The sequence below is a fragment of the Qipengyuania sp. R86523 genome (assembly GCF_044596365.1).
GTDB lineage: Bacteria > Pseudomonadota > Alphaproteobacteria > Sphingomonadales > Sphingomonadaceae > Qipengyuania > Qipengyuania citrea.
Genome location: NZ_CP138997.1, coordinates 1,252,866 through 1,273,375 on the forward strand (window position 1 = coordinate 1,252,866; position 20,510 = coordinate 1,273,375).

The 20,510-nt window shown below is 66.8% G+C and carries 22 protein-coding genes; 9 read left to right on the top strand and 13 right to left on the bottom strand.

Going from position 1 to position 20,510, the window contains the following annotated elements:
* Positions 1-56: 56 nt before the first annotated feature.
* Complete coding sequence (locus tag SJY12_RS06195) at positions 57-1,685, bottom strand: lysine--tRNA ligase (protein WP_397506509.1); 1,629 nt, start codon at positions 1,683-1,685, stop codon at positions 57-59.
* 227 nt (positions 1,686-1,912) lie between these two features.
* Between SJY12_RS06195 and SJY12_RS06200 the strand changes: the two genes are divergently transcribed.
* The 3 genes from SJY12_RS06200 to SJY12_RS06210 all read left to right on the top strand — a co-directional run bounded on the left by SJY12_RS06200 (position 1,913) and on the right by SJY12_RS06210 (position 5,756).
* Positions 1,913-2,272 carry a hypothetical protein gene (locus SJY12_RS06200; RefSeq protein ID WP_050599295.1) on the top strand — a complete coding sequence of 120 codons (360 nt, stop codon included), beginning with the start codon at positions 1,913-1,915 and terminating at the stop codon, positions 2,270-2,272.
* A 204-nt stretch (positions 2,273-2,476) separates the two neighbouring features.
* Entirely contained in the window at positions 2,477-5,218 is a 2,742-nt protein-coding gene (locus tag SJY12_RS06205; RefSeq protein WP_397506511.1) for an ATP-dependent DNA helicase, read from the top strand.
* Positions 5,219-5,228: 10 nt separating this feature from the next.
* Positions 5,229-5,756: a SixA phosphatase family protein gene (locus tag SJY12_RS06210; protein ID WP_397506513.1), complete on the top strand. Its 528-nt coding sequence runs from the start codon at positions 5,229-5,231 to the stop codon at positions 5,754-5,756.
* Between the two features lie 34 nt (positions 5,757-5,790).
* On the opposite strand, the gene SJY12_RS06215 is transcribed toward SJY12_RS06210, so the two are convergent.
* Together SJY12_RS06215 and SJY12_RS06220 are read right to left on the bottom strand one after the other, a co-directional pair.
* Positions 5,791-6,606 carry a LytTR family DNA-binding domain-containing protein gene (locus tag SJY12_RS06215; RefSeq protein WP_397506515.1) on the bottom strand — a complete coding sequence of 272 codons (816 nt, stop codon included), beginning with the start codon at positions 6,604-6,606 and terminating at the stop codon, positions 5,791-5,793.
* 64 nt (positions 6,607-6,670) lie between these two features.
* Positions 6,671-6,865 carry a hypothetical protein gene (locus tag SJY12_RS06220; protein WP_160767161.1) on the bottom strand — a complete coding sequence of 65 codons (195 nt, stop codon included), beginning with the start codon at positions 6,863-6,865 and terminating at the stop codon, positions 6,671-6,673.
* Between SJY12_RS06220 and SJY12_RS06225 the strand changes: the two genes are divergently transcribed.
* Positions 6,864-7,307, top strand: coding sequence for a DUF2306 domain-containing protein (locus SJY12_RS06225; protein WP_397506517.1), 444 nt, complete (start codon positions 6,864-6,866; stop codon positions 7,305-7,307). The genes SJY12_RS06220 and SJY12_RS06225 overlap by 2 nt on opposite strands.
* Positions 7,308-7,364: 57 nt before the next feature.
* Here SJY12_RS06225 and soxR read toward each other — a convergent pair whose 3' ends face one another.
* Positions 7,365-7,802, bottom strand: coding sequence for a redox-sensitive transcriptional activator SoxR (gene soxR / locus SJY12_RS06230; protein WP_050599300.1), 438 nt, complete (start codon positions 7,800-7,802; stop codon positions 7,365-7,367).
* Between the two features lie 114 nt (positions 7,803-7,916).
* Between soxR and SJY12_RS06235 the strand changes: the two genes are divergently transcribed.
* Positions 7,917-8,279, top strand: coding sequence for a VOC family protein (locus SJY12_RS06235; RefSeq protein WP_397506518.1), 363 nt, complete (start codon positions 7,917-7,919; stop codon positions 8,277-8,279).
* Here SJY12_RS06235 and SJY12_RS06240 read toward each other — a convergent pair.
* The 4 genes from SJY12_RS06240 to ubiA form a co-directional block, all read right to left on the bottom strand.
* Entirely contained in the window at positions 8,270-8,620 is a 351-nt protein-coding gene (locus SJY12_RS06240) for a helix-turn-helix transcriptional regulator (RefSeq protein WP_063505664.1), read from the bottom strand. The genes SJY12_RS06235 and SJY12_RS06240 overlap by 10 nt on opposite strands.
* 79 nt (positions 8,621-8,699) lie before the next feature.
* Positions 8,700-9,152: a tRNA (cytidine(34)-2'-O)-methyltransferase gene (locus SJY12_RS06245; RefSeq protein WP_348030532.1), complete on the bottom strand. Its 453-nt coding sequence runs from the start codon at positions 9,150-9,152 to the stop codon at positions 8,700-8,702.
* A 1-nt stretch (position 9,153) separates the two neighbouring features.
* A complete protein-coding gene (locus SJY12_RS06250; protein WP_050599302.1) occupies positions 9,154-9,780 on the bottom strand; it encodes an SOS response-associated peptidase in 627 nt (208 codons plus the stop codon).
* Positions 9,780-10,682 (bottom strand): 4-hydroxybenzoate octaprenyltransferase, encoded by a 903-nt coding sequence (gene ubiA, locus SJY12_RS06255; RefSeq protein WP_397506521.1) that lies wholly within the window; start codon positions 10,680-10,682, stop codon positions 9,780-9,782. Before ubiA ends, SJY12_RS06250 begins: the two co-directional genes overlap by 1 nt.
* Before the next feature lie 117 nt (positions 10,683-10,799).
* Here ubiA and SJY12_RS06260 point away from each other — a divergent pair, with 117 nt between their 5' ends.
* Genes SJY12_RS06260 through SJY12_RS06270 form a run of 3 tightly spaced genes read left to right on the top strand, consistent with a single transcriptional unit; the run spans position 10,800 to position 13,290 of the window.
* Complete coding sequence (locus tag SJY12_RS06260; protein ID WP_397506523.1) at positions 10,800-11,555, top strand: 16S rRNA (uracil(1498)-N(3))-methyltransferase; 756 nt, start codon at positions 10,800-10,802, stop codon at positions 11,553-11,555.
* A gap of 42 nt (positions 11,556-11,597) precedes the next feature.
* Positions 11,598-12,968, top strand: a complete 1,371-nt coding sequence (locus SJY12_RS06265) for a glutamate--cysteine ligase (protein ID WP_050599305.1) — start codon at positions 11,598-11,600, stop codon at positions 12,966-12,968.
* A gap of 19 nt (positions 12,969-12,987) precedes the next feature.
* Entirely contained in the window at positions 12,988-13,290 is a 303-nt protein-coding gene (locus SJY12_RS06270; protein ID WP_050599306.1) for a putative quinol monooxygenase, read from the top strand.
* Here SJY12_RS06270 and SJY12_RS06275 read toward each other — a convergent pair whose 3' ends face one another.
* The 5 genes from SJY12_RS06275 to SJY12_RS06295 form a co-directional block, all read right to left on the bottom strand.
* A complete protein-coding gene (locus SJY12_RS06275; RefSeq protein WP_397506526.1) occupies positions 13,291-14,646 on the bottom strand; it encodes a methyltransferase family protein in 1,356 nt (451 codons plus the stop codon).
* Positions 14,647-14,701: 55 nt separating this feature from the next.
* Positions 14,702-16,042 carry a PQQ-binding-like beta-propeller repeat protein gene (locus tag SJY12_RS06280; protein ID WP_050599308.1) on the bottom strand — a complete coding sequence of 447 codons (1,341 nt, stop codon included), beginning with the start codon at positions 16,040-16,042 and terminating at the stop codon, positions 14,702-14,704.
* Between the two features lie 42 nt (positions 16,043-16,084).
* On the bottom strand, positions 16,085-16,885 hold the full coding sequence (locus SJY12_RS06285; protein ID WP_197462514.1) for a tetratricopeptide repeat protein: 801 nt from the start codon (positions 16,883-16,885) through the stop codon (positions 16,085-16,087).
* Positions 16,886-17,002: 117 nt separating this feature from the next.
* On the bottom strand, positions 17,003-18,148 hold the full coding sequence (locus SJY12_RS06290) for a glycosyltransferase family 4 protein (protein ID WP_397506528.1): 1,146 nt from the start codon (positions 18,146-18,148) through the stop codon (positions 17,003-17,005).
* Positions 18,145-19,011 (bottom strand): alpha/beta fold hydrolase, encoded by an 867-nt coding sequence (locus SJY12_RS06295; RefSeq protein WP_050599311.1) that lies wholly within the window; start codon positions 19,009-19,011, stop codon positions 18,145-18,147. Before SJY12_RS06295 ends, SJY12_RS06290 begins: the two co-directional genes overlap by 4 nt.
* Before the next feature lie 75 nt (positions 19,012-19,086).
* Between SJY12_RS06295 and SJY12_RS06300 the strand changes: the two genes are divergently transcribed.
* On the top strand, positions 19,087-20,502 hold the full coding sequence (locus SJY12_RS06300) for a protein adenylyltransferase SelO family protein (RefSeq protein WP_397506531.1): 1,416 nt from the start codon (positions 19,087-19,089) through the stop codon (positions 20,500-20,502).
* The last annotated feature ends 8 nt before the right edge of the window (positions 20,503-20,510 follow it).

A 20,510-nucleotide genomic window follows, 5' to 3' on the forward strand; every position in this document is an offset into this window, starting at 1 on the left:
TCCGAAGAGGGACTTAGACGAAGCGGACGCCCGGCGGCCTTGCCGCCCGCTCGCTTTTATTGACGCGCGAGCGCCTCGGCGATCAGCTGCCGGGTGTTGGCGACGCCGTACAGCGCGATGAAGCTGCCCATGCGCGGGCCCTGGTCGCTGCCGAGCAGCGTCTGGTAGAGCGCCTTGAACCAGTCGCGCAGCGAGGCGAAACCGTATTCCTCGCGCTTGCCGATCTCGTAAACCTGCGTCTGCAGGTCTTCCGCACTGGTGTCCTCGGCGGCTTGCGCCAGATAGCTGTCGAGCGCTCGCAGCGCCTCGGCCTCGTTCGTGCTGGGGGCACGCTTGTCCAGCGTGGGGACGATGTAGTCGCGCGTATAAGTCACCGCCGTGGCGATGAGCACTTCGAGCTCGGGCGTGATCCGGCCATCGCCGATATAGCTGGCGAGGTAATCGCGCAGCGATTCCTCGCTCGCCTCGGCGCCCAGCACGCTGGCGAGGTTGAGCAGCAGGCCGTAAGTCACCGGCAGGCTGTCACCCGCGCCCGGAGCTTCCGCCGCTTCGAAACCGCCATTGGCCCGCGTGAGGTGCCACACCGGATTGCCGAGCTGCTTGTCGAGCTCCTGCTCGGCCAGCCGCTCGCGGAACTGCCAGTAATCGTCCACCGCACGCGGGATCACGCCGACGTGCAGCTGCTTGGCGCTCTTGGGATTGGGGAAGATGTAGAAGCCGAGGCTCTCTTCCGACCCATAGGTCAGCCATTCGTCGATGGTCAGCCCGTTGCCCTTGGACTTGGAAATCTTCTCGCCGTTCTCGTCGAGGAACAGCTCGTAGATCAATCCTTCGGGCTTGCGCCCGCCCAGCACCTGCACGATCTTGCCCGACTGCACACCGCTGTCGGTCAGATCCTTGCCGTACATCTCGTAATCGACGCCCAGCGCATACCAGCGCATTGCCCAGTCGACCTTCCACTGCAGCTTGCTCATGCCGCTCAGCGCGCTCTGCTCGACGACGGTCCCGTCCTCGTCGGTGAAGCGGATCGTGCCCGCCTCGGCATCGACCACCTCGACCGGCACCTGCAGCACGCGTCCGGTCTGCGGGCTGACCGGCAGCACCGGCGAATAGGTCTGGCGGCGTTCCTCGCGCAGCGTCGGCAACATGATGTCGAGGATCTGCCGGTTCTTGCGCAGCACCTGCCGCAGAGCTTCGTCGAAGGCACCCGAATTGTAGCGATCGCTGGCCGAGACGAATTCGTACTGGAAACCGAAGCGGTCGAGGAACTCGCGCAGCATCGCGTTGTTGTGCGCGGCGAAGCTGGCGTGCTCACTGTCGAAGGGATTGGGCACCCGGCTCAACGGCAGGTGCAGATTGTCCTGCAACAGCTGCTGGTTGGGCACGTTGTCGGGCACCTTGCGCAGCCCGTCCATATCGTCGGAGAACGCGATCAGCCGCGTCTTGCCGTCTTCGGGCTTGGCGCCGATCAGCGCTTCGAAGGCGCGGCGCACCAGCGTGGTGCGCAGAACTTCCTGGAACGTGCCGATATGCGGCAGCCCGCTGGGGCCGTAACCGGTTTCGAACAGGACCGGCGAGCCGTCGGGCTTGGCGCCGTCGGGATAGCGTTTGAGCAGGCGCTGCGCCTCCTGGAACGGCCAGGCCTTGGACACGCGTGCGGCGGCGATCAGATCGTTCATGCTCATGCGCCCGCCTCTCGCCAAATTGCCGCAACGACGCAAGCCGCAAATTGCGCGGCGGGAATGGTCCATATCCGTTCGATGTTTTGCGCATGGCGGGCCGCGAGCGCCCGATTTGCAAGCCGATGCTGCCCCATGGTGGAGCGAGTTCCAGTCGAAAACGATGCCGGGAAAGCGGACCATTGCCCTGCGGCCACAAGGCGCCGCAGGTCACTCAGACATCGGAGTTGAAAATGGCAGACTATCCTGGTTTCGACGAAGAAAAGGTCCAGCATGCGCTCGACGCGGCCCAACGGCACAATGACGCTGTCGGACTGCAGAAATCGGACGGCGGGCCCAACATCCTGGCCGGCGGAGAATTCGCGGTACAGGCGCAGTGCATCAGCGTCACGGTGAAGAACAACAAGGTCTGCCTCAACCTGCCGCTGGGCATCGGTTCGGTCTGCCTGCCGATCCCCGTTTCGATCCCCGACGGCACAGCCGCCGAAGCCTGTCTCAGCATCTGCACCACCTGGGGCATACCCACCGGGGTCAAGGTGACGGTCTCGGTTGCCGGGCACACCATCGTGACGAAATCCTTCGGCAAATGCTGATCACCTGACCGCAGCACCGGGCAGCCGGTGCCGGCGTCCGGAATTCCCTCTCTGGCCGGACGGGTAGGGGCGCTTTCCCCGCGAGCGCCCCTATTGCCGCAGCCCCCCTCCCCGATCGATCGGCGCGGCCCGCAAGCCAGCCCTTTCGGCATGGCGGCTGCGCGCTCTGTTTACTTTTCGTTCCTGCCCCATCATGGTCGCGCGGTGAGCCAGCTCCTGCCCCTCCCCGCCCTGCACGCCAGCCACGCAGGCACCTGGCTGCGCGATGCCAATGGCGCCACGCGCGGCTGTTCGAAGGGCGAAGCCGTGATGGCCGCCGCCGATACGCCGCAATTGCTGATGAACGCGCCGCTGGTGGCCAGCCGTCTGGGCTATCCCGACCTCTCGGGGCTCGATCTGCTCGAACTGTTCGCCTTCGTTTATCCCGCCCGTTTCTGCGTGCCCACGCCCAAGGGCCTGGCGCATGCGCTGGGCCTCGAAGAACCGGCGGACGACGCGGCAGTGCCGCTCCTGCTGCAACGCGCCGCGGGCGCTCTGGTCGCGACCTGCGAAAGCAACGACTGGGCCGAACGCGAAGGCGCGTGGTCGACGCTGCAGTCGCTTGCGCGGTTGCGATGGCCCTGGGCGGGTGTGCTCGCGCCGCATGTCCGCCGGCCCGAGCGGGCCGAGAAGTGGCTGTTCACGCGGCTCCCCGAATGGGAGGAAACCGCCGAACGGCCGCAGCCGGCGCAAGTGCTCATCGACGAACCCGAAATCGAGGCCCAGCTCGAGCGGTTGACCGGCGAAGGCGCCGAACGGCGTGAAGGCCAGCGGCTGTTCTCGCGCGATGCAGGGCATGTCTTCGGGCCGCGCGACCGGCAGAAGCGGCCGCACGTCCTGCTGGCGCAGGCCGGCACCGGCATCGGCAAGACGCTCGGCTACCTCGCCCCCGCCTCGCTCTGGGCCGAACGGTCGGGCGGGACCGTGTGGGTATCGACCTATACCAAGAACCTGCAGCGCCAGCTGCGCCGCGAAAGCCGCAGCGCGTGGCCTGCCGCACGCGCCGATGGTTCGCCTCCCGTGGTGGTGCGAAAGGGGCGCGAGAACTACCTTTGCCTGCTCAATCTCGAGGACGCGTTGCAGGGTGGTTTCGCAGGCCGCCCCGCAATCCTTGCGCATCTGGTCGCGCGCTGGGCCGCCTATTCGCAGGATGGCGACATGATCGGCGGCGACCTGCCCGGTTGGCTGGGCACGCTGTTCCGCAAGCGCGGGATTGCCGCGCTCACCGACCAGCGCGGCGAATGCGTCTATGCCGGCTGCCCCCATTATCGCAAATGCTTCATCGAACGCAGCGCCCGCAATGCGGCGCAGGCCGATCTGGTGATCGCCAATCACGCGCTGGTGATGGTCAACGCCGCACGCGGCCGCGATCCTGCCAGCCGCCCGACGCGGATCGTGTTCGACGAAGGACACCACGTGTTCGACGCCGCCGACAGTACCTTTTCCGCTGCGCTGACCGGGCAGGAAGCGATCGAGCTGCGGCGCTGGATTGTCGGCCCCGAAAAGAACAGCCGCGGACGCCGGCGCGGGCTTGCGGCCCGGCTGGCGGATGTCGCCAGTTACGACGATGCGGGCGGCGAAGCGGTCGAAGATGCGGTCGTTGCCGCGCAGGCGCTACCCTCGGACGGCTGGCTTGGCCGCCTCGCCGAGAACGCCCCGCTGGGCCCGCTCGAACATTTGCTGGCAGCAGTGCGCGCGACCACTTTCGCACGCGACGAAAGCGGTCTGGAGATGGGCTATGGCATCGAGACCGAAACCGCCCAGCTACCCGGCGAGCTGGTCGAGGCGGCAGGCACTGCGGCGCAGGCGCTGGCAGCCATCCGCACACCCTTGCTCAAGCTTGCCGGACGGCTCGAAGCGATCGTCGAGGACGCGCCCGACTGGCTGGATGGGCAAGGCCGTGCACGCATCGAAGGCGCGCGCCACTCGCTCGCCTGGCGGATCGACCTGATCGCGGCTTGGGAAGCGCTGCTGTCGCGGCTCGGCGGGCCCGCCGATCCCGAATTCATCGACTGGCTGCAGGTCGACCGCAACGATTCGCGCGAATTCGATGTCGGGATCTATCGCCACTGGCTCGATCCGATGAAGCCCTTCGCCAAGGTCGTGCTCGAACCCGCGCACGGGGTCATGCTGACCAGCGCCACGCTGACCGACCGCGACGAGACCGGGCCCGACTGGCCGCATGCCATCACCAAGAGCGGCGCGCCGCATCTGGAACTGGCGCCGAAGACCGCTGAGGCGCAAAGCCCCTTCGATTACGCGGGCCGTGCAGAAGTGCTGATCGTCACCGATATCCGCAAGGGCGATATCCCCGCGCTGGCGGGTGCCTATGCGCGGCTGATCGAGGCGAGCGATGGCGGCGTGCTGGGGCTGTTTACCGCGATCCGGCGGATGCGCGCGGTCTATGGCCGGATCGCCGACCGCCTCGCGCGCGCCGGCCTGCCGCTCTATGCGCAGCATGTCGATCCGATCGATACGGGCACGCTGACCGACATCTTCCGCGACGATCCGCGCGCCAGCCTGCTGGGCACCGATGCGCTGCGCGACGGGGTCGACGTGCCCGGCCGGAGCCTGCGCTGCGTGGTGATGGAAAGCGTGCCGTGGCCGCGCCCGACCATCCTTCACCGCGCGCGCCGCGCCGCCGCGGCGGATCAGGAAGGCGGCGCCAAGCGCTATGACGACCGCATCATCCGCGCGCGACTGGCGCAGGCCTTCGGGCGCCTGATCCGCACGCGCGAGGATGCCGGCCATTTCGTCGTGCTTTCGCCCGCTTTTCCCAGCCGGCTGCTGTCCGCCTTTCCCGAAGGCACCCCCGTCACGCGGCTGACGCTCGAAGAGGCTTTACAGCGCGTGGCCAACGGTGTTGTTAGCGCCGACCTTTCGACAGCGGAGATCCTGCCCCAGTGATGACGCACGCATGAAGATCCTCGGCCTGCTGCGTCATGCCAAGTCCGACTGGGGACAGAGCGACAAGCGCGATTTCGATCGCGGGCTCAACGATCGCGGCCGGCGCGGAGCGCAGGTGATCGGCGACCACATTCGCGCGCATGGCGTCACATGGGATCACCTGCTCGCCAGCCCGGCGCAAAGGGTCAGGGCCACGCTGGCCGAAGCGCTGCCCGACATGGCCCCCGAGTGGGACGAACGGCTCTATCTCGCGGGAACCGATACGATCATGGAAATCATCCGCGAAAAAGGCGGTGATGGCGATGCGCTGCTGCTGTCGGGCCACAATCCCGGCCTTGGCGACATGCTGTTCGAACTGGTCGCGCCCAAGCAGGAAAACGCGCTGTACGACGAGGCCAAGGTCAAATTCCCCACCGCTGCCTATGCGGTGTTCGAGCTCGATATCGACGACTGGAGCGAATTGCGCACCGGTTGCGGCGTACTCGCCCACTTCGCCCGCCCGCGCGATCTCGATGCGGAACTGGGGCCGGAGTACTGAGGCGACTTGCCCGGCCGGGAACGGCCTCGAGGGATCAGATCAGGCCGGCGTCCTTTAGCTGCGCAGCGCGCCCGCGAGCCACGGGCACCCTGAGGCCGGTTGCCAGCACGATCTTGGTGTCCCTGCCGTTCTTTTCGCTCCCCGCGATAGCCGATTGCGCCACCCACCAGCTGCGATGGACGCGCAACCCCGCTCCCGGCGGAACCAGTTCGGCGGCCTCCGACAGCGACATCAAGACCATTTCGCTGCGCCCGTCGCCGATCACCTTCACATAGTGATCCTCCGCCGTCATCGCGATGATGCGCGGGAAACCCTTGGGCAAGCGGCCGTGCATGGCGGTCTCGGTCAAAGCGGATGCACCATCGCCCGGCGCGTCACCGCGCGGCGCCGACATCTCGCCTCCCGTTCGCCTTTCGCTGCGGCGATAGGCAAGGAAGAACAGCACAAAAAAGGCGACAGCGATGAGCATCGACATCGGCCAGGCAAACGCAAAGGCGGGGCCGAACGCACCGCTGGTCCCGCCCGTCAGCCAGAGTATGGCCCAGGTGATGACGACCGATCCCACGGGAATGGCAAAGGCATAGCCCCACAGTTCGTCCAAGCCGAGCATGCGCGCCGATGCGGCACCGATCAACGACAGCCCGCGCATGACCGCCCAGCCGGCCAGGCATCCGCCGATACCGAAAGCCATCTGCATGCCGAGCGATGCCTCTGACGCAGGCGGGAATCCGATCAGGGCGAGGAAGACACCGCCAAGCGCCACGATGCCGACTTCGGCGAGCATGCGCTCGCGCGAACCGGGGCGGCGATTCGGCCGGCCTGACTGTTCCGGGAGAAGCTGGTCGGTCACCGCCGAATGTCTTCCCGGACAGTTCGCGCGGCAGCGGCGACCGTCCACGTGTTTGCCTGACCGTTCACGTAGTTCCTCTTTGTTTTGCTGCGGCTCCGATCAATCCGGAAGTTCCTTTGAACGAAAAACCGAACCGACGGAACATCACCATGCCCAGAACCGCAAGCCGCAACAGGCCGAACGAAACCACGACGGGCGCGGCAAAGCCGCCCTCGATCCTGTCGACCGCTGCGATCACAATCGCGGCGACCGTGGTCATGACCGGAATATCGATGGTATTCGGCGGGTTCGGATCGCAGGATGCCATGCAGACATCGCGCGGGATCAGCTTGCCGATCGTCGTCCATCTGGCGACGGTGCTGTCCGCGCTGTTGCTGGGACCCGTCGTCCTGCTGCGCCGCAAGGGCGATCGCTGGCACCGCCGGCTCGGCCGGGTCTGGGTCCTGTTGATGGTCGTGACCGCGCTGGCATCGGCCTTCATCCGGTCGCCGGGGGCGGGTCTCTTCGGGACCGGCTTCAGCGCGCTCCACCTGTTCACCGTGTGGACGCTCATCTGCGCGCCGGTCGGTGTCTGGCTGGCATGGAAGAAGCGTATTGCAGCGCACCAGAGCGTGATGACCGGGCTCTATATCGGGCTGGTCCTCGCCGGATCCTTCACGCTGATACCGGGCCGGCTGCTGGGGAGTATGGTGTTCGGGTGACAACCGGTCGGAGCCGGTGCAGAGCAGCTGATCAATCCGGCCACGGCAGACCGGCGGCTAGCGCAGAACCCGCGGTCCCGGCCCGGCTTCGGCCGCCATGTCATCGGGATTGTAGAGCTTGCAGGTCTTGAGGCTGAGGCAGCCGCAGCCGATGCAGCCATCGAGATTGTCGCGCAGCCCCTGCAATTGCTCGATCCGGCGGTCGAGGCTTTCGCGGATTGCCTCGCTGATCTTCCACCAGTCGAAGCTCGAGGGGGTGCGGCCCTGCGGCAGGCTGCGCAGATGTTCGCCGATATCCTCGAGCGACAGGCCGAGTTTCTGGACGATGAGGATAAAGCTCAGCCGCCGGATATCGCTGCGCAGGAACCGCCGCTGGTTGCCTGCGGTGCGGATCGAATGGATCAGCCCCTTGTCCTCGTAGAAACGGATCGCCGAGGCGGAAAGGCCGGTGCGGCGCGCAAGATCGCCGATGCTGAGCTGGTCGTTCGCATTCATCGATCAGGCTGATAGATTATTTCGAGCTTGACCTCAAGTGAAGTTGAGGTTGCATAGGGCTGTGCATCGCAACCGGCGGGCGGCCATCCGGCCCCGCCTAACAGGAGATGCAAGATGACGACAGGACGGCTCGAACACGCCAATATCTCGGTGACCGACCCCGAACGCTGCGCCGCGCTGCTCAGGGACTTACTGGGCTGGGAGGAGCGCTGGCGCGGTCCGTCGCAGAAATATGGGCGTTCGGTCCATGTCGGGGGACGGCACGATTACATCGCGCTCTACACTGGCGAGCATGTGCGCGGGGGTTATGCCAAGGGCCACCCGCTCAACCACCTGGCTTTCTCCGTGGACGATCTCGAGGCCGCGGTGACTGCGCACGGCCTCGAACCCTTCGGGCATGACGATTACGAACCCGGGCGGCGGTTCTACTTCTTCGACTGGGACGGGATTGAATTCGAGGTGGTCAGCTATGAATGAGCCGATGCACCGCGCGTCGCTGTTCGCGCCATCCCCGCGCCGGCCGGTGCGCCCTGGAACCCGGCCATCGCCCCGAGGGGAACCTCCTCGAACCGGCCGAGCCAGCGGCGCGCCATCTTCGCCAGCGGCACCGGGTTGAGATAGTGCCGCTTGCAGCGCCCGTCGCGTTCGGAAGCGACCAGTTCGGCCGCTTCGAGCACGGCGAGGTGCTTGGCCACCGCCTGGCGGGTCATCGGCAGGTCTTCGCTGAGATTCGCCAGCGTCAGGCCGCCCTCCTCGCTCAACCGGTCGAGCAAGTGCCGCCGTGTCGGATCGGCCAGCGCTGCAAATGTGTCGGTCATGCGAACATGGTTACGAAGATCTTGCCGAGTTGCTCAAGCGCGCGGCGTCCGCGTGGGCCGGTTTGTCCACGGTCGAGCCTCAACCGGGCAGCGTACCCGTCTGCCGCTGCGCCTCGGCCAACGCGATCGCGGCGCTCGTCGCGACATTGAGCGAGCGGACCGCGGGACGCATCGGCAAGCGCACCTGCGCATGGCTGGCTTCCACGACGGTATCCGGAACGCCTGCGCTTTCCTTGCCGAACAGCAGCACATCGTCGGCGCGAAAGGCGAAGTCGTAGGCCGAGTGTGTCGTCTTGGTGGTGAACAGCACGAGGCGGCTGTCGCCCAGGCTGGCTCGAAACGCCGCGAACCCCGCATGACGCGTGACCGTGACATGGTCGATATAGTCCATCGCCGCCCGCCGCACCCGGCGATCGTCCCACGCGAAGCCCAGTGGCTCGATCAGGTCCACCCCCGCGCCCATGCATGCGCCCAGCCGCAGCACGGCGCCGACGTTTCCGGCGATCTCGGGCTCGAACATCGCAATCCGCATGTCAGAGCAGCCTGGCTGTCGCTGGTGCGCCGCCCGCCCATGGCTGATCGGTCCGGTCGAGGACGAGCGGCCCCTCCCATGGACGGCACAGCGCGTGGGCGGTTTCGGCGGAACCCTGCGTCCACCGACCGTGGTCTTCCCGCGCCAGCAACACCGGCATGCGCGCGTGGCAATCGGCAGCGACCCCGCAGGCCTCGGTCATCACCATTGCATAGCAGCGCCCCCATTCCGCCGATTCGCGCCACACCCCGGCGATAGCGAACACCTCGGCATCGGGGCGGCTCAGCCAGCTTCGCGTCTTGCTTCCTTTCGCGCCTTCCGCCTCGGCCCAGGCAGTGACCGGGATCAGGCACCGGCGCGATTCGAAACTGGCGCGCCAGAAGGGGCTGCCAAGCTTGTCGGTGCGAGCATTGTTGACCGGCTTGGGCTTGAGCGGCTGTCCCTTGCTGCCCTTGAGCACCAACGGGAAACCCCAGCTCATCTGCGTGAGCCGGCCTTCCGCCACCACGGCGCCGGGATAGCCGGGGAACACTTCGGCACCGAAATTCGCGCCTGCCAGGTCGTCGATCGCATCGAACCACTTGGCGACCTCGTCCTTGTTCTTGGTCATGCGGTACAGATTGCACATCAGGCGTTGCCCACGACGAAGCAGGCCGCCGCGACCAGCGCCCCGGCCCAGCGGTTGGCGCGGAACCGGGCAAGCGGATTGCTGGCATCCTCGGCATCGAGCGTGGCGACCTGCCAGGCCAGATGTGCGGCGGCAGGCAACAGCGCCAACAGGGCGACCCAGTCCGCGCGGTAAAGCCAGAAGGCCAGCGCCCACAGCGTGACCGCACCGGCATAGAACAGCGCCACCCCGCCCTGCACATGCCCGCCGAGACGCAGCGCGCTCGACCGAATGCCGACCAGCGCGTCGTCCTCGCGGTCCTGCAACGCATAGATCGTGTCATAGCCGATCACCCACAGCGCTGCGCCTGCATACATCGCGGCGAGCGCGTCCCAATTGTCGGCGCGCAGCTGCGTCCATCCGACCAAGAGCCCCCATGTGAAAACCAGTCCGAGCCAGGCTTGGGGCCACCAGGTGATCCGCTTCATGAACGGGTAGGCCGCGACCAGCGCGAGGCTGCCCAGTGCCACCCCCTGCGCCAGCGGGCGCAGTTGCAACAGCACCAGCAGCCCGGCTGCGCACAACGCCAGCAGCCATGCCCATGCGAGCTTCTTCGAGATACGCCCGCTGGCGACCGGGCGCGAAGCGGTGCGGGCGACTTTCCGGTCGAGCTCGGCATCGACGATATCGTTGTAGACGCAGCCCGCACCGCGCATCGCGACAGCCCCCAGCAGCAACCACGCGAGCAGCGCCAGCTGCCAGCCCGCGCCGGTCAGCCACACGCCCCAGACGCAGGGCCAGAACAACAGCCACCAGCCGATCGGCCGGTCGAACCGCGCGAGTTGCGCCAGGTCACGCGGCAGTTGCGGGAGGCGCGCAACCAGCCCGCGGTGTTCGCTGTCGGGGACGACGGTTTCATTCATCGCGCCGGCCCTATCAATCTCGCCATCGCAGCGAAAGCGGGGATCGCCGTGGACCTTCTTTAGGAAAGCACCCCGATCCCGGCTTTCGCCCGTATGGCGGATGTGATTAGAGGGGCCATGCCCGCTACCCCCGCCTGGCCGCCCAAGAGCGCTCCGCGTCTGTTCGTCAAGCAGGAGCTGTCGGCCGATACGCCTGTCACGGTCGAGGGCAATCAGGCGCACTACCTGTCGAAGGTCATGCGCGTCGCCCCCGGCGATGCGGTGATCCTGTGCGACGACATGACGGGTGAATGGGCCGCCGAAGTGATCGAAGCAGGCAAGCGCCGCATCGTGCTGCAGCCGCGCGACCACCAGCGGCCGCGCGAAGCGGTGCCCGATTTCTGGCTGTGCCCGGCCTTGCTCAAGAAGGACCGCTTCGACGTCGTGCTCGAGAAAGCGACCGAACTGGGCGCGGCGCGGATTGCGCCGGTGCTGACGCGGCGCTGCGTCGCCGACAAGCTCAATGCCGAGCGCGCGGCCACGATCGTGACCGAGGCGGCCGAGCAATGCGCACGCACCGCGCTGCCCGAAGTCGCGGCCCCGGCCCGGCTCGATGCCTTGCTGCGTGACTGGCCGCAGGATCGCCACCTGTTCTTCGCTGACGAGGAAGGCGGCGAGCCGGCCGCCGATGCCTTCTGCTATGCCGAGGGGCCCGCCGCGCTGCTGGTCGGCCCCGAGGGCGGGTTCGACGACGCCGAGCGCTCAGCCATCCGCGCGCATCCCGCATCGGTCGCGATCAGCCTCGGCCCCCGCATCCTGCGCGGCGAAACTGCGGCTATTGCCGGCATGGCGGTGTGGATGGCCGAAGCGGGCGACTGGCTGGACGCAGATTAATTTCCTTTTCACGCACGGCCGCCTTGCCTATCGCCACGCGCCATGAGCACGCGCGAGACATCGGGGGCACAGGACCCCATTATCGAAAGCCGCGACCAGCTGGTTGCCCCGATGCAGCGCGGCGAAAAGCCGAAGGCCGACTGGCGGATCGGTACCGAGCACGAAAAACTGGTCTATGGCAGCAAGGACCACCGCGCGCTGTCCTATGAAGAAGAAGGCGGCATCCGCGACATCCTGCTGTCGCTGCGCGAGTTCGGCTGGGAGCCGATCGAGGAAGGCGGCAAGGTCATTGCCATGCGCGGTTCTGACGGAACCGTCAGCCTCGAGCCCGCGGGCCAGCTCGAACTGTCGGGCGCGCCACTGGAAAACCTGCACGATACCTGCGCCGAGACCGGCCGCCACCTCGCGCAGGTGAAGGAAATCGGCGAACGGTGCGGGGTTGGCTTCCTCGGCCTCGGCATGTGGCCCGACAAGACCCGCGAGGAACTGCCGGTCATGCCCAAGGGCCGCTACGACATAATGATGCGGCACATGCCCAAAGTGGGCAATCTGGGCCTCGACATGATGCTGCGCACCTGCACCATCCAGGTCAATCTCGACTATTCGAGCGAGGCCGACATGGCGCAGAAGTTCCGCACCGGGCTGGCCTTGCAACCGCTGGCCACCGCGCTGTTTGCCAACTCCCCCTTCACCGAAGGGAAACCCAACGGTTACCTGTCCTATCGCAGCCATATCTGGAGCGATACCGATCCGCACCGGACCGGCATGCTGCCCTTCGTCTTCGAAGACGGCTTCGGCTATGAACGCTGGGTCGACTACATGCTCGACGTGCCGATGTATTTCGTCTTCCGCGACGGCAAGTATCTCGATGCCGCCGGCCTCAGCTTCCGCGATTTCCTCGACGGGAAACTGGAAATCCTGCCCGGCGAAAAGCCCACCGAAAGCGATTGGTGGGACCATCTGTCCACCGCCTTCCCCGAAGTGCGGCTGAAGAGTTTTCTCGAGATGCGCGGCGCCGATGGCGGTCCGTGGAGCCGGATCTGCGCGCTGCCCGCCTTCTGGGTCGGCCTGCTTTACGACCAGTCCGCGCTCGATGCCTCGTGGGACCTGGTCAAGCACTGGACGATGGAAGAGCGCGAGGAACTGCGCAACGCGGTGCCGCGGCTCGCGCTCGATGCGCCCATCCCCGGTGGCGGCAAGCTGCACGATCTGGCGAGGGAAGTAATGGCAATCGCCCGTGCGGGACTCGCCGCGCGGGGCCGTCTCAATTCATCGGGCGACAACGAGACCGGCTTCCTCGAAACGCTCGACGAAATCGTGGCCACGGGCAAGGTTCCGGCGCAGGTCATGCTCGACCGCTACAACGGCGAATGGGGCGGCGATATCGACCGCATCTACAAGTACAGCTTCTGAGAAGCGTGGGAGAACAGCGATGATCCAGATCAACGGTACAATCAGGCTGGGACGCTCGATCGATGCTGCCACGCGCAAGGCGATCGTCGAAATGGTCCGCGCCAGCCGCGCCGAGGACGGCTGCATCGACTATGCCTTTGCCAGCGACCTCGCCGATCCCGACACGCTGATCCTGTTCGAACGCTGGCGCGACCAGGCGGCGCTCGATGCGCATGGCAAGTCCGACCACATGGCAGCGTTTCAGGAGTTCATGGGGGCGAACCCGCCCGAGGCCAGCGATCTGCGCATCTACGACACCGACGAGGGACAGCCGCTGCGCTGATTACTCCGCCGGTTGCGGCGCGATTGCGGGCTGCGGCCTGACCCGGTTCCATATCCGCGTCAGCGGCGCGGTCAGCAGCCCGTTCTGCGCCATCCATGCGTGGTATTCGCGGTATTTGGGATCCTCGGCCAGCAGGTGGGCTTCCTCGGTCTTGGCGCGCCAGAAATAGATCGCGTTGACCACCACAAGGAAGAAGCTGTTGCGGATTGCATCGACCGGCGAGCCGCTGGTCACGAGGAACGGCAGGACCGCGGCCCACCAGAACAGGTTCTTCGACACATAGGCCGGGTGGCGGGTGAACCGATACGGGCCATTGGTCAGCACCCCGCGATAGGTGAGGTTGGAAAACCGCAGGCCGAAGGCGAAGGTCGCCCATGCGTAGACCCCGGTGAGCGCGACCAGCACGGCGCCCCATAGCGCCAGCAGCGTGTCGTTCCCGGCCATCCAGTGCACCCAGCCTGCGGTGTTCTGTTCGTAATTGATCGCCCGGCCATTGCCGAGGATGCCCCAGACGATCGGCGGATAGCAGATCAGCGCCGCCACCCAGCCCGCCAGCAGCGGGTTGCCCGAGCGGATATGCGCGTCGAGCGGGCGCATGGTGACGATATAGCCCACCGTCCCGATCATGACATCGATCATGAACATCGCTTCGATAATGGTCAGCGCGATGCGTTCGGGACGCGCGGCAACTTCGGCGAAATCGGCCGTCACGATGGTATGGAAGGCAAAGGGCACGATCGAGACCATGAAGGCCGTGAAGAAGGCCTTGATGATCCATACGCGCCAGTGACTGAGGACTTCTCGCGCGTCCCAGCCGGGACGCAGCAACAGCATGGCGCCAAAGTGCCAGGCATGATCGCGCGGCTCGACCAGCGCCCTGTCGAGCCACGGGACATAGAGCAGCGAGAGTACGACCAGCGGAATGGCCGCGTAGGCCAGGACCTGCATCGAGAAGAGATATTGCCCGTCCCAGTACCAACGGCACAGGCAATAGAGGCCGGCGATGATTGCCCAGGTCGCCCACAGGCCGGCCAGCTTTACCCAGGTCACCGCGCGGTCGGGCTCGCGGCGTGAGGGCAGCGACCAGTCGAGACCCGTCGAGGGGCGCAGATGCACCTTTTCGACGAAGATCGACCACGCCGCCATGGGCAGCGCTGCGGCCAGCAGGCCGACCAGCGCCGAGCTGCGCCCGCCCAGCGTATCGCGCGGGACCGCCCAGTCGAAGGTTTCGGCGATCGCCGGAAAGGCGCGCGCGAAAGCGACCCAGGCCAGCAGCCCGGCGAGGCCAACAAGCCCCACGGCCGCGGAGACATCGCTCTTCGGCCGCGCGGCGGGTGCTGTTGCAGGCGCGCTCATGACCTCCCCTCGTTAGCCCGGAATGGTTAACAGGCGGGTCATGCTAGCACGACGATCAGCGGAACGCAGTGATCCTTCCGCTGTCGTCGAGGATGTAGAGCGTGTTGTTCGCTACGATCGGGGCCAGCGAAACCGGCTCGTCGAGGTCGGTGAACAGGCTGGCCGAACCTTCCGCACTGCTGATGCGGTAGACTTCGCCTTCCGAGCTGACGGCCCACAGATTGTTCCCGGCAAGCACCGGTCCCGACCAGAAGATCGGGCCCTTCTTGTCCTTCTCGTCGCGCCAGCGCGGCAGTTGGGTCAGCCAGCGTACCTTGCCGGTCGAACGGGCGATGGCGAGCAGGCGCGCATCGTCGGTCAGCGTGAAGATCCACTCGCCCGCGATTGCCGGAGTGGAAATGCCTGCGAGGTTGAGTTCCCAGATCCGCTGCCCGGTCACCAGTTCGTAGGCCGCCATGCGGCCGCCCTGCCCCAGTGCGTAAACGCGGCCATTGTCGATGATCGGATCGGCATCGATATCGGTCAGCGAACCGACCTGCGTCGAGATCGAGGTCAGCGCGAGCGCATCGGCCCACAGCGTCCGGCCATTTTCGTACCGGTGCGCGATCAGTTCGCCCGAACTGTAGCCCGCGATCACCGTGCCCTGCGCGGCGGCAGGCGCAGCCACGCCGAACACGCCGGCCTGCGTCGAGGAACCGGTGTCCTGCCACAGTACCGATCCATCGGCGGCATCGAGCGCGAAGATCTGGTCGTCCTGCGTCATCACGAAGACCGAGCCGAACGCCACCGTGGGCGATCCGCGCAGCGGGCCCGAGGGGCGCACCTTCCACACCACCGATCCGCTAGCCGCATCGAGCGCGGCCACATCGCCCACGCCGTCGGTCATGTAGACCTTGCCATCGGCATAGCTGACGCCGCCGCCGAAAGCAGAATCTCTCAGCGCACTCTCGACGCCAGGGTTGTAGCTCCAGCGCGCCGCGCCGGTCGCCGCGTCGAAGGCCGACACCACGCCGTCGCTGCCGACCGCGAACAGCATGCCGCCGCCAACGACCGGTGCCGCGCCGAAACGGCGGCGCTGGCTGGCGCCTTCGATATCGACGGTAAAGGCACGCGACGGGTCGCTCGCCAGGGCCAGATGGCCATAGGACTTGCCCGCATTGCCGCCCGCCTGCGCCCAGCTGTCATTGACCTGCGCCGGGGGCAGGACGATCGACACGGTGGCCAGCGCCGGGTCGACCTTGGCGCCGGTCTCGATCCGCGACAAGATCGGCTGGCGATCGCCCAGCGTGGGGGTGACCTTCTTGTCGCCGCCGCCGAACAGGCCGCCGCTGCAAGCACCCAGCGCGAGTGCCAGGGCAGCGGCGCATGCCGTACGCGATAGGATTGTGCGGTTCATCTGTGTCCTCGTTCCGTATCTGGTGGCGGGCCGCAGCCTGCCTTATTCGGTTGCGACCGCGGCGTCTTCGCCTGCGGCACTTTCGCGTTCGACCCCTTGCTCTGCGAGCAGCGCTTCGACGTCCTCGATCGCATCGACACCGAGCACGCCGGCCATCTGGCGGGCGCGCGACCGCACGCTTTCGGGCGCGGTCTGATCCTTGGCGATCTGCGCGAACAGGGCACCGGCTTCGGCGCGCTTGTCCTGATCGAGATAGGCATGTGCGACCAGCTCGCCAGCGCTGGCGAAATACGGCTTGCCGGGGGTCGCCAGCGGCTTGAGCGCAGCGACGATGTCGGCGCTGTCCATCGCGTCGTAATTGAGCGCCACATCGCGCAACCGCGCAAGGTCGCGCATGGCGGGCGCCGCACCGTCGTCGGCGGCGATCTGCTTGAATAGCGCCGAGGCCTCGTCGGTATCGCCGCGCTGTTCGGCAATGCCTGCACGCATCAGCTTGGCTGCAACCGCCGCGCCGCTGCCTTCGCCCGCGGCGAGTTCCTCGAGGCGGTCATAACCGCTGTCGAGATTGCCCGCCTGGATCTGGTCGAGCGCGCCGACCAGCGTTTCGGAATCGCGTTCCATCGCGGCTTCCTGGCGGCTGTCCCAGTAGAGATATCCGGCGAACGCCACCAGCGCGAGGATGATCAGGCCCAGCAGGGGCTTGCCCCACCGGTCGAGGAACGCTTGGGCGTCGCTCTGGCGCACGGCGTCGTCGACTTCGCGCAGCAGCGCTTCCTGCTGTGCGCTTTCCTGCTTGGCGCGCTTTTCTTCGCGGGACAGTTCGTTCTTGGGTGTCAGGGCCACAGCGGCGGGCTCCATCTGGAAAGGGGTCGGTTTGCGCGGCTCTTTACGGACAGGCGCGGACAAGGGCAATGGTCGGGACTGCCTGTCCCCGCCCGCGTGAACGGCGGCTTAAAGCGCCTAGAGCTCAAGGCCCATCGCGCTCGAATAGAGGCGGCGATAGGTCGCGACCATCTTGGCTTCGTCGAACTGCGCCACTGCCTTGGCGCGGTTGGCTTCACCGACCTCGCGGCGCAGGTCCTTCGACACCGCCAGCTGGACCAGCGCCATGCGCAATTCCTCTTCATTGCCTGGCGGCGCGATGAATTCCGCATTCGCCTCGGACACCATGTCGGCAATGTCGCCCACTGCAGGCGCGACCACCGGCAGGCCCGCGGCCATCGCCTCGACCACCGACAGCGGGAATTGCTCGGAATCACTCGACAGCGCGAAGATGTCGAACAGGCCGATGACCCGCGCCGGATCGCTTACCGGCCCGGGCACATGGACCCGGTGGTTGATCTTCAACCGATCGGCTTCGGCCAGGATCGCATCGCGCGCCTCGCCCTCGCCCAGAATCACCAATTGCCAGTTTTCGGGCAGATCGTTGAACACCCGCACCAGCCGCGGCAGGTTCTTGACCGTTCGCAGTCCCGCCAGCGTGCCGACCCAGTGTTCGCCCGGATGCTTGATCAGCCGCAGTGCATCCTTCTTCGGACGCATGGCGAACCCCTTGGTGTCGATGCCATTGGGAATGCGTTTCACCCGGCCCAGCGGTTGCTGCCAGTCGACCAGCGCGATTTCCTCGAGCCGTTCGGAAGGAACGACGAGCCCCGATGCACGCCCCAGCGCGATCCGGCGGAACCAGGTGCGGCTGGTTTTCAGTTTCTTCAGCTCGCTTTCGTCGAAGCCGTCCTCGTGATGGATCAGCGGCGGCAGACCATGCACATCCTTGAACAAGGTGTGCGCCATCACCGCATCCATCGCACCCCAATTGTAGGTGCAGACCAGATCATAGCCCTTCATCGCCCGGGCGATCTTCTGCAGGCGGCCCGGCAGGGGCCAGCCTTTCGGGCTGGGGAATTCCGGCTGGATGCGCACATCGCATCCCTTCGCGATCCGTGCGGCCGCGCCCAGCTGCGCAGGTTCGGCGGAAACGATCGTGTGCCGCGCCTTGCCACCGAAGGCATTGATCAGCTGGACGGTGCGCAATTCCTTCCCGCCCGGGGCGAAGGTCGAGTGCAGATGGAGGATGTGCGGCACCACGCCGCGGCGCGCCCGGTTCATGCGAGGCGGGCCAGCAATGCATCCACCACGGCGCGCGCCTCGGGCTCGTCGAGCGTGGGTGCGTGGCCGACCCCGGGCACCGTGGCCGCGATTGCCTGCGGGGCGCGCTGCTGCATGGCGGCGAAGGCCTGCGCCGACAGCAATTGCGACAATTCGCCGCGCAGCAGCGCGAGCGGCTTTTGCGCCAGCCGGTCGTAGGCCGGCCAGAGATCGGGCGGAACCGCCGCATCGTCCGCCGCGAGGATCGGTTCGGCGATCTTCATGTCGTAATCGAATGCGATCCGGCCGTTGTTGCACAGCGTCAGCGTGCGCTTGGCCATCGCGATCCATTCCTGCGTGCCATAGCCCGGAAAGGCGGGCCCGTGCACTTCCTCGAGCGCGCGCGCGGCATGCATCCAGGTGGGGAAGCTGCGGCCCTGCCCAATATAGGACTTGATCGCATCGAGACCCGCGGTCTCGATAACGGGCCCGACATCGTTCAGCAGCGTGCCCGCGATCCGATCGGGTTGCTGGGCTGCCAGCGCCAGCGTGATGAGCCCGCCCATCGAGGTGCCGACCGATACGAAACGATCGATCGCCTCGGCCTCGAGCAGCGCCAGCAGGTCGGCGGTGTATGTCGGGATCTGGTAGCTGGCGGGTTCCTCGGCGTAATCGCTGTCGCCACGTCCGCGCATCGTCGGCACCAGCACGCGCCAGCCCTGCGCCGCGATATGCGGGGCCAGGTCCTCGAAATCGCGCGCATTGCGCGTCAGCCCGTGAAGGCAGATTACCGGCGGACGCCCGGTAGCGCTGCCGTAGTCACGGAAGCGGAGGGTGAGGCCGTCGGGGCTCTGCCAGTGACGGTCGGTGTAGCTGTTATCCATATGGGGCGGAGAAAACCTTGGTCGCTTGGCGTTGGTGCCCTTGTATCGGGCCGACATGCCGCCCACTATCGCTGGATGCGCGCCGAACCGCAAGCCGCGAGCTATCGCCCCGACACGCCGATCAAAACGCTGGCCGACTGGATCGGCGATGCAGTCGAACCGGCGGATTTCCCGAAGACCGAACTGCGTTTCCGCAACGAGCGGTATGCCGCGACCGTGGGACTGGACGACTTGTCCGACGCCGAGTGGCTCCGCCATTTCGGCCGGTTCAAACCGCTGGCCGGCAACTTGCCGCAGCCGCTGGCGCTGCGTTATCACGGCCACCAGTTCCGCGTGTACAACCCCGAGATCGGCGACGGCCGCGGCTTCCTATACGCGCAGCTGCGTGATGCCGATGGCCGGTTGCTCGACCTGGGCACCAAGGGTTCGGGGCAGACGCCGTGGAGCCGCCGGGGCGATGGCCGGTTGACGCTGAAGGGCGCGGTCCGCGAAATCCTTGCCACCGAGATGCTCGAAGCGCTGGGGGTCTACACTTCGAAAACCTTCAGCGTGGTCGAGACCGGCGAGGCGCTGACCCGCGGCGACGAACCCAGCCCCACCCGCTCGGCAGTGATGACGCGGCTGAGCCACGGCCACATCCGGATCGGCACCTTCCAACGGTTGCTTGCCCTCGAAGAGCGCGCCCACATGGCGCAGCTGGTCGACTACTGCCTGGCGCAATTCCCCGGCCCGCCACCGCCTGAAGACGCCCCCGGGCGCGAGGACCCCGCAGTGCGGCTGATGCATCTGGTGGTCGAACGGCTGGCAGATCTCGCCGCCAGCTGGATGGTCGCGGGCTTTGTCCACGGCGTGCTCAACACCGACAACATGAACATCTCTGGCGAGAGCTTCGACTACGGCCCGTGGCGTTTCCTGCCGCGATGGGATCCGGGTTTCACTGCGGCCTATTTCGACCACCAGGGCCTCTACGCCTTCGGCCGCCAGCCCGAGGCGCTGCACTGGAACTGCGGCCAGCTGGCGGTGGCCTTGCGGCTGCTTGCCGATGCGCCGCCGCTGATTGCCGCGATGGAACGCTTCGGCCCGCTCTACATGGAAGCGATCGGGCGGCGCTGGTGCTGGAGGCTGGGCGTCGCCAGCCGCGGCCCCGAAGCCGACGGCCGCCTCGTCGCGGCCTGCGAAAAGGCGCTGAGCGACAGCAGTACCGCGCCCGATGCGTTCTTTTTCGCGCACCGCGGGGGCCGCGGGGCAGAGGGATCGCTGGCCGAAGCGTTCGCAGGCTACGAGCCGGTCGCTGGCGCGCACCCCTATTGGAATGGCGGCGGTCCGCAATCGATGCTGATCGAGGAAGTCGAGACCATCTGGGCCGCCATCGCCGAAAACGACGACTGGCAACCGCTGGCCGACAAGGTGGCCGCGCTGCGCGAAATGGGCGCCGCGCATGGCCCACCCCCGCAACCCGCAGGGCATCGCCCGGCCGAGAGTGCAACTTGAATTGACGC

Excerpts from the sequence above, each read along its gene's own strand:
- SJY12_RS06195 (WP_397506509.1), bottom strand. The coding sequence starts at position 1,685 with ATGAGCATGAACGATCTGATCGCCGCCGCACGCGTGTCCAAGGCCTGG.
- SJY12_RS06210 (WP_397506513.1), top strand. The coding sequence starts at position 5,229 with ATGAAGATCCTCGGCCTGCTGCGTCATGCCAAGTCCGACTGGGGACAG.
- SJY12_RS06200 (WP_050599295.1), top strand. The coding sequence starts at position 1,913 with ATGGCAGACTATCCTGGTTTCGACGAAGAAAAGGTCCAGCATGCGCTC.
- SJY12_RS06235 (WP_397506518.1), top strand. The coding sequence starts at position 7,917 with ATGACGACAGGACGGCTCGAACACGCCAATATCTCGGTGACCGACCCC.
- SJY12_RS06275 (WP_397506526.1), bottom strand. The coding sequence starts at position 14,646 with ATGAGCGCGCCTGCAACAGCACCCGCCGCGCGGCCGAAGAGCGATGTC.
- soxR (WP_050599300.1), bottom strand. The coding sequence starts at position 7,802 with ATGAATGCGAACGACCAGCTCAGCATCGGCGATCTTGCGCGCCGCACC.
- SJY12_RS06245 (WP_348030532.1), bottom strand. The coding sequence starts at position 9,152 with ATGCGGATTGCGATGTTCGAGCCCGAGATCGCCGGAAACGTCGGCGCC.
- SJY12_RS06225 (WP_397506517.1), top strand. The coding sequence starts at position 6,864 with ATGACCGGAATATCGATGGTATTCGGCGGGTTCGGATCGCAGGATGCC.
- SJY12_RS06295 (WP_050599311.1), bottom strand. The coding sequence starts at position 19,011 with ATGGATAACAGCTACACCGACCGTCACTGGCAGAGCCCCGACGGCCTC.
- SJY12_RS06220 (WP_160767161.1), bottom strand. The coding sequence starts at position 6,865 with ATGACCACGGTCGCCGCGATTGTGATCGCAGCGGTCGACAGGATCGAG.
- SJY12_RS06270 (WP_050599306.1), top strand. The coding sequence starts at position 12,988 with ATGATCCAGATCAACGGTACAATCAGGCTGGGACGCTCGATCGATGCT.
- SJY12_RS06290 (WP_397506528.1), bottom strand. The coding sequence starts at position 18,148 with ATGAACCGGGCGCGCCGCGGCGTGGTGCCGCACATCCTCCATCTGCAC.
- SJY12_RS06240 (WP_063505664.1), bottom strand. The coding sequence starts at position 8,620 with ATGACCGACACATTTGCAGCGCTGGCCGATCCGACACGGCGGCACTTG.
- ubiA (WP_397506521.1), bottom strand. The coding sequence starts at position 10,682 with ATGAATGAAACCGTCGTCCCCGACAGCGAACACCGCGGGCTGGTTGCG.
- SJY12_RS06265 (WP_050599305.1), top strand. The coding sequence starts at position 11,598 with ATGAGCACGCGCGAGACATCGGGGGCACAGGACCCCATTATCGAAAGC.
- SJY12_RS06280 (WP_050599308.1), bottom strand. The coding sequence starts at position 16,042 with ATGAACCGCACAATCCTATCGCGTACGGCATGCGCCGCTGCCCTGGCA.
- SJY12_RS06250 (WP_050599302.1), bottom strand. The coding sequence starts at position 9,780 with ATGTGCAATCTGTACCGCATGACCAAGAACAAGGACGAGGTCGCCAAG.
- SJY12_RS06300 (WP_397506531.1), top strand. The coding sequence starts at position 19,087 with ATGCGCGCCGAACCGCAAGCCGCGAGCTATCGCCCCGACACGCCGATC.
- SJY12_RS06260 (WP_397506523.1), top strand. The coding sequence starts at position 10,800 with ATGCCCGCTACCCCCGCCTGGCCGCCCAAGAGCGCTCCGCGTCTGTTC.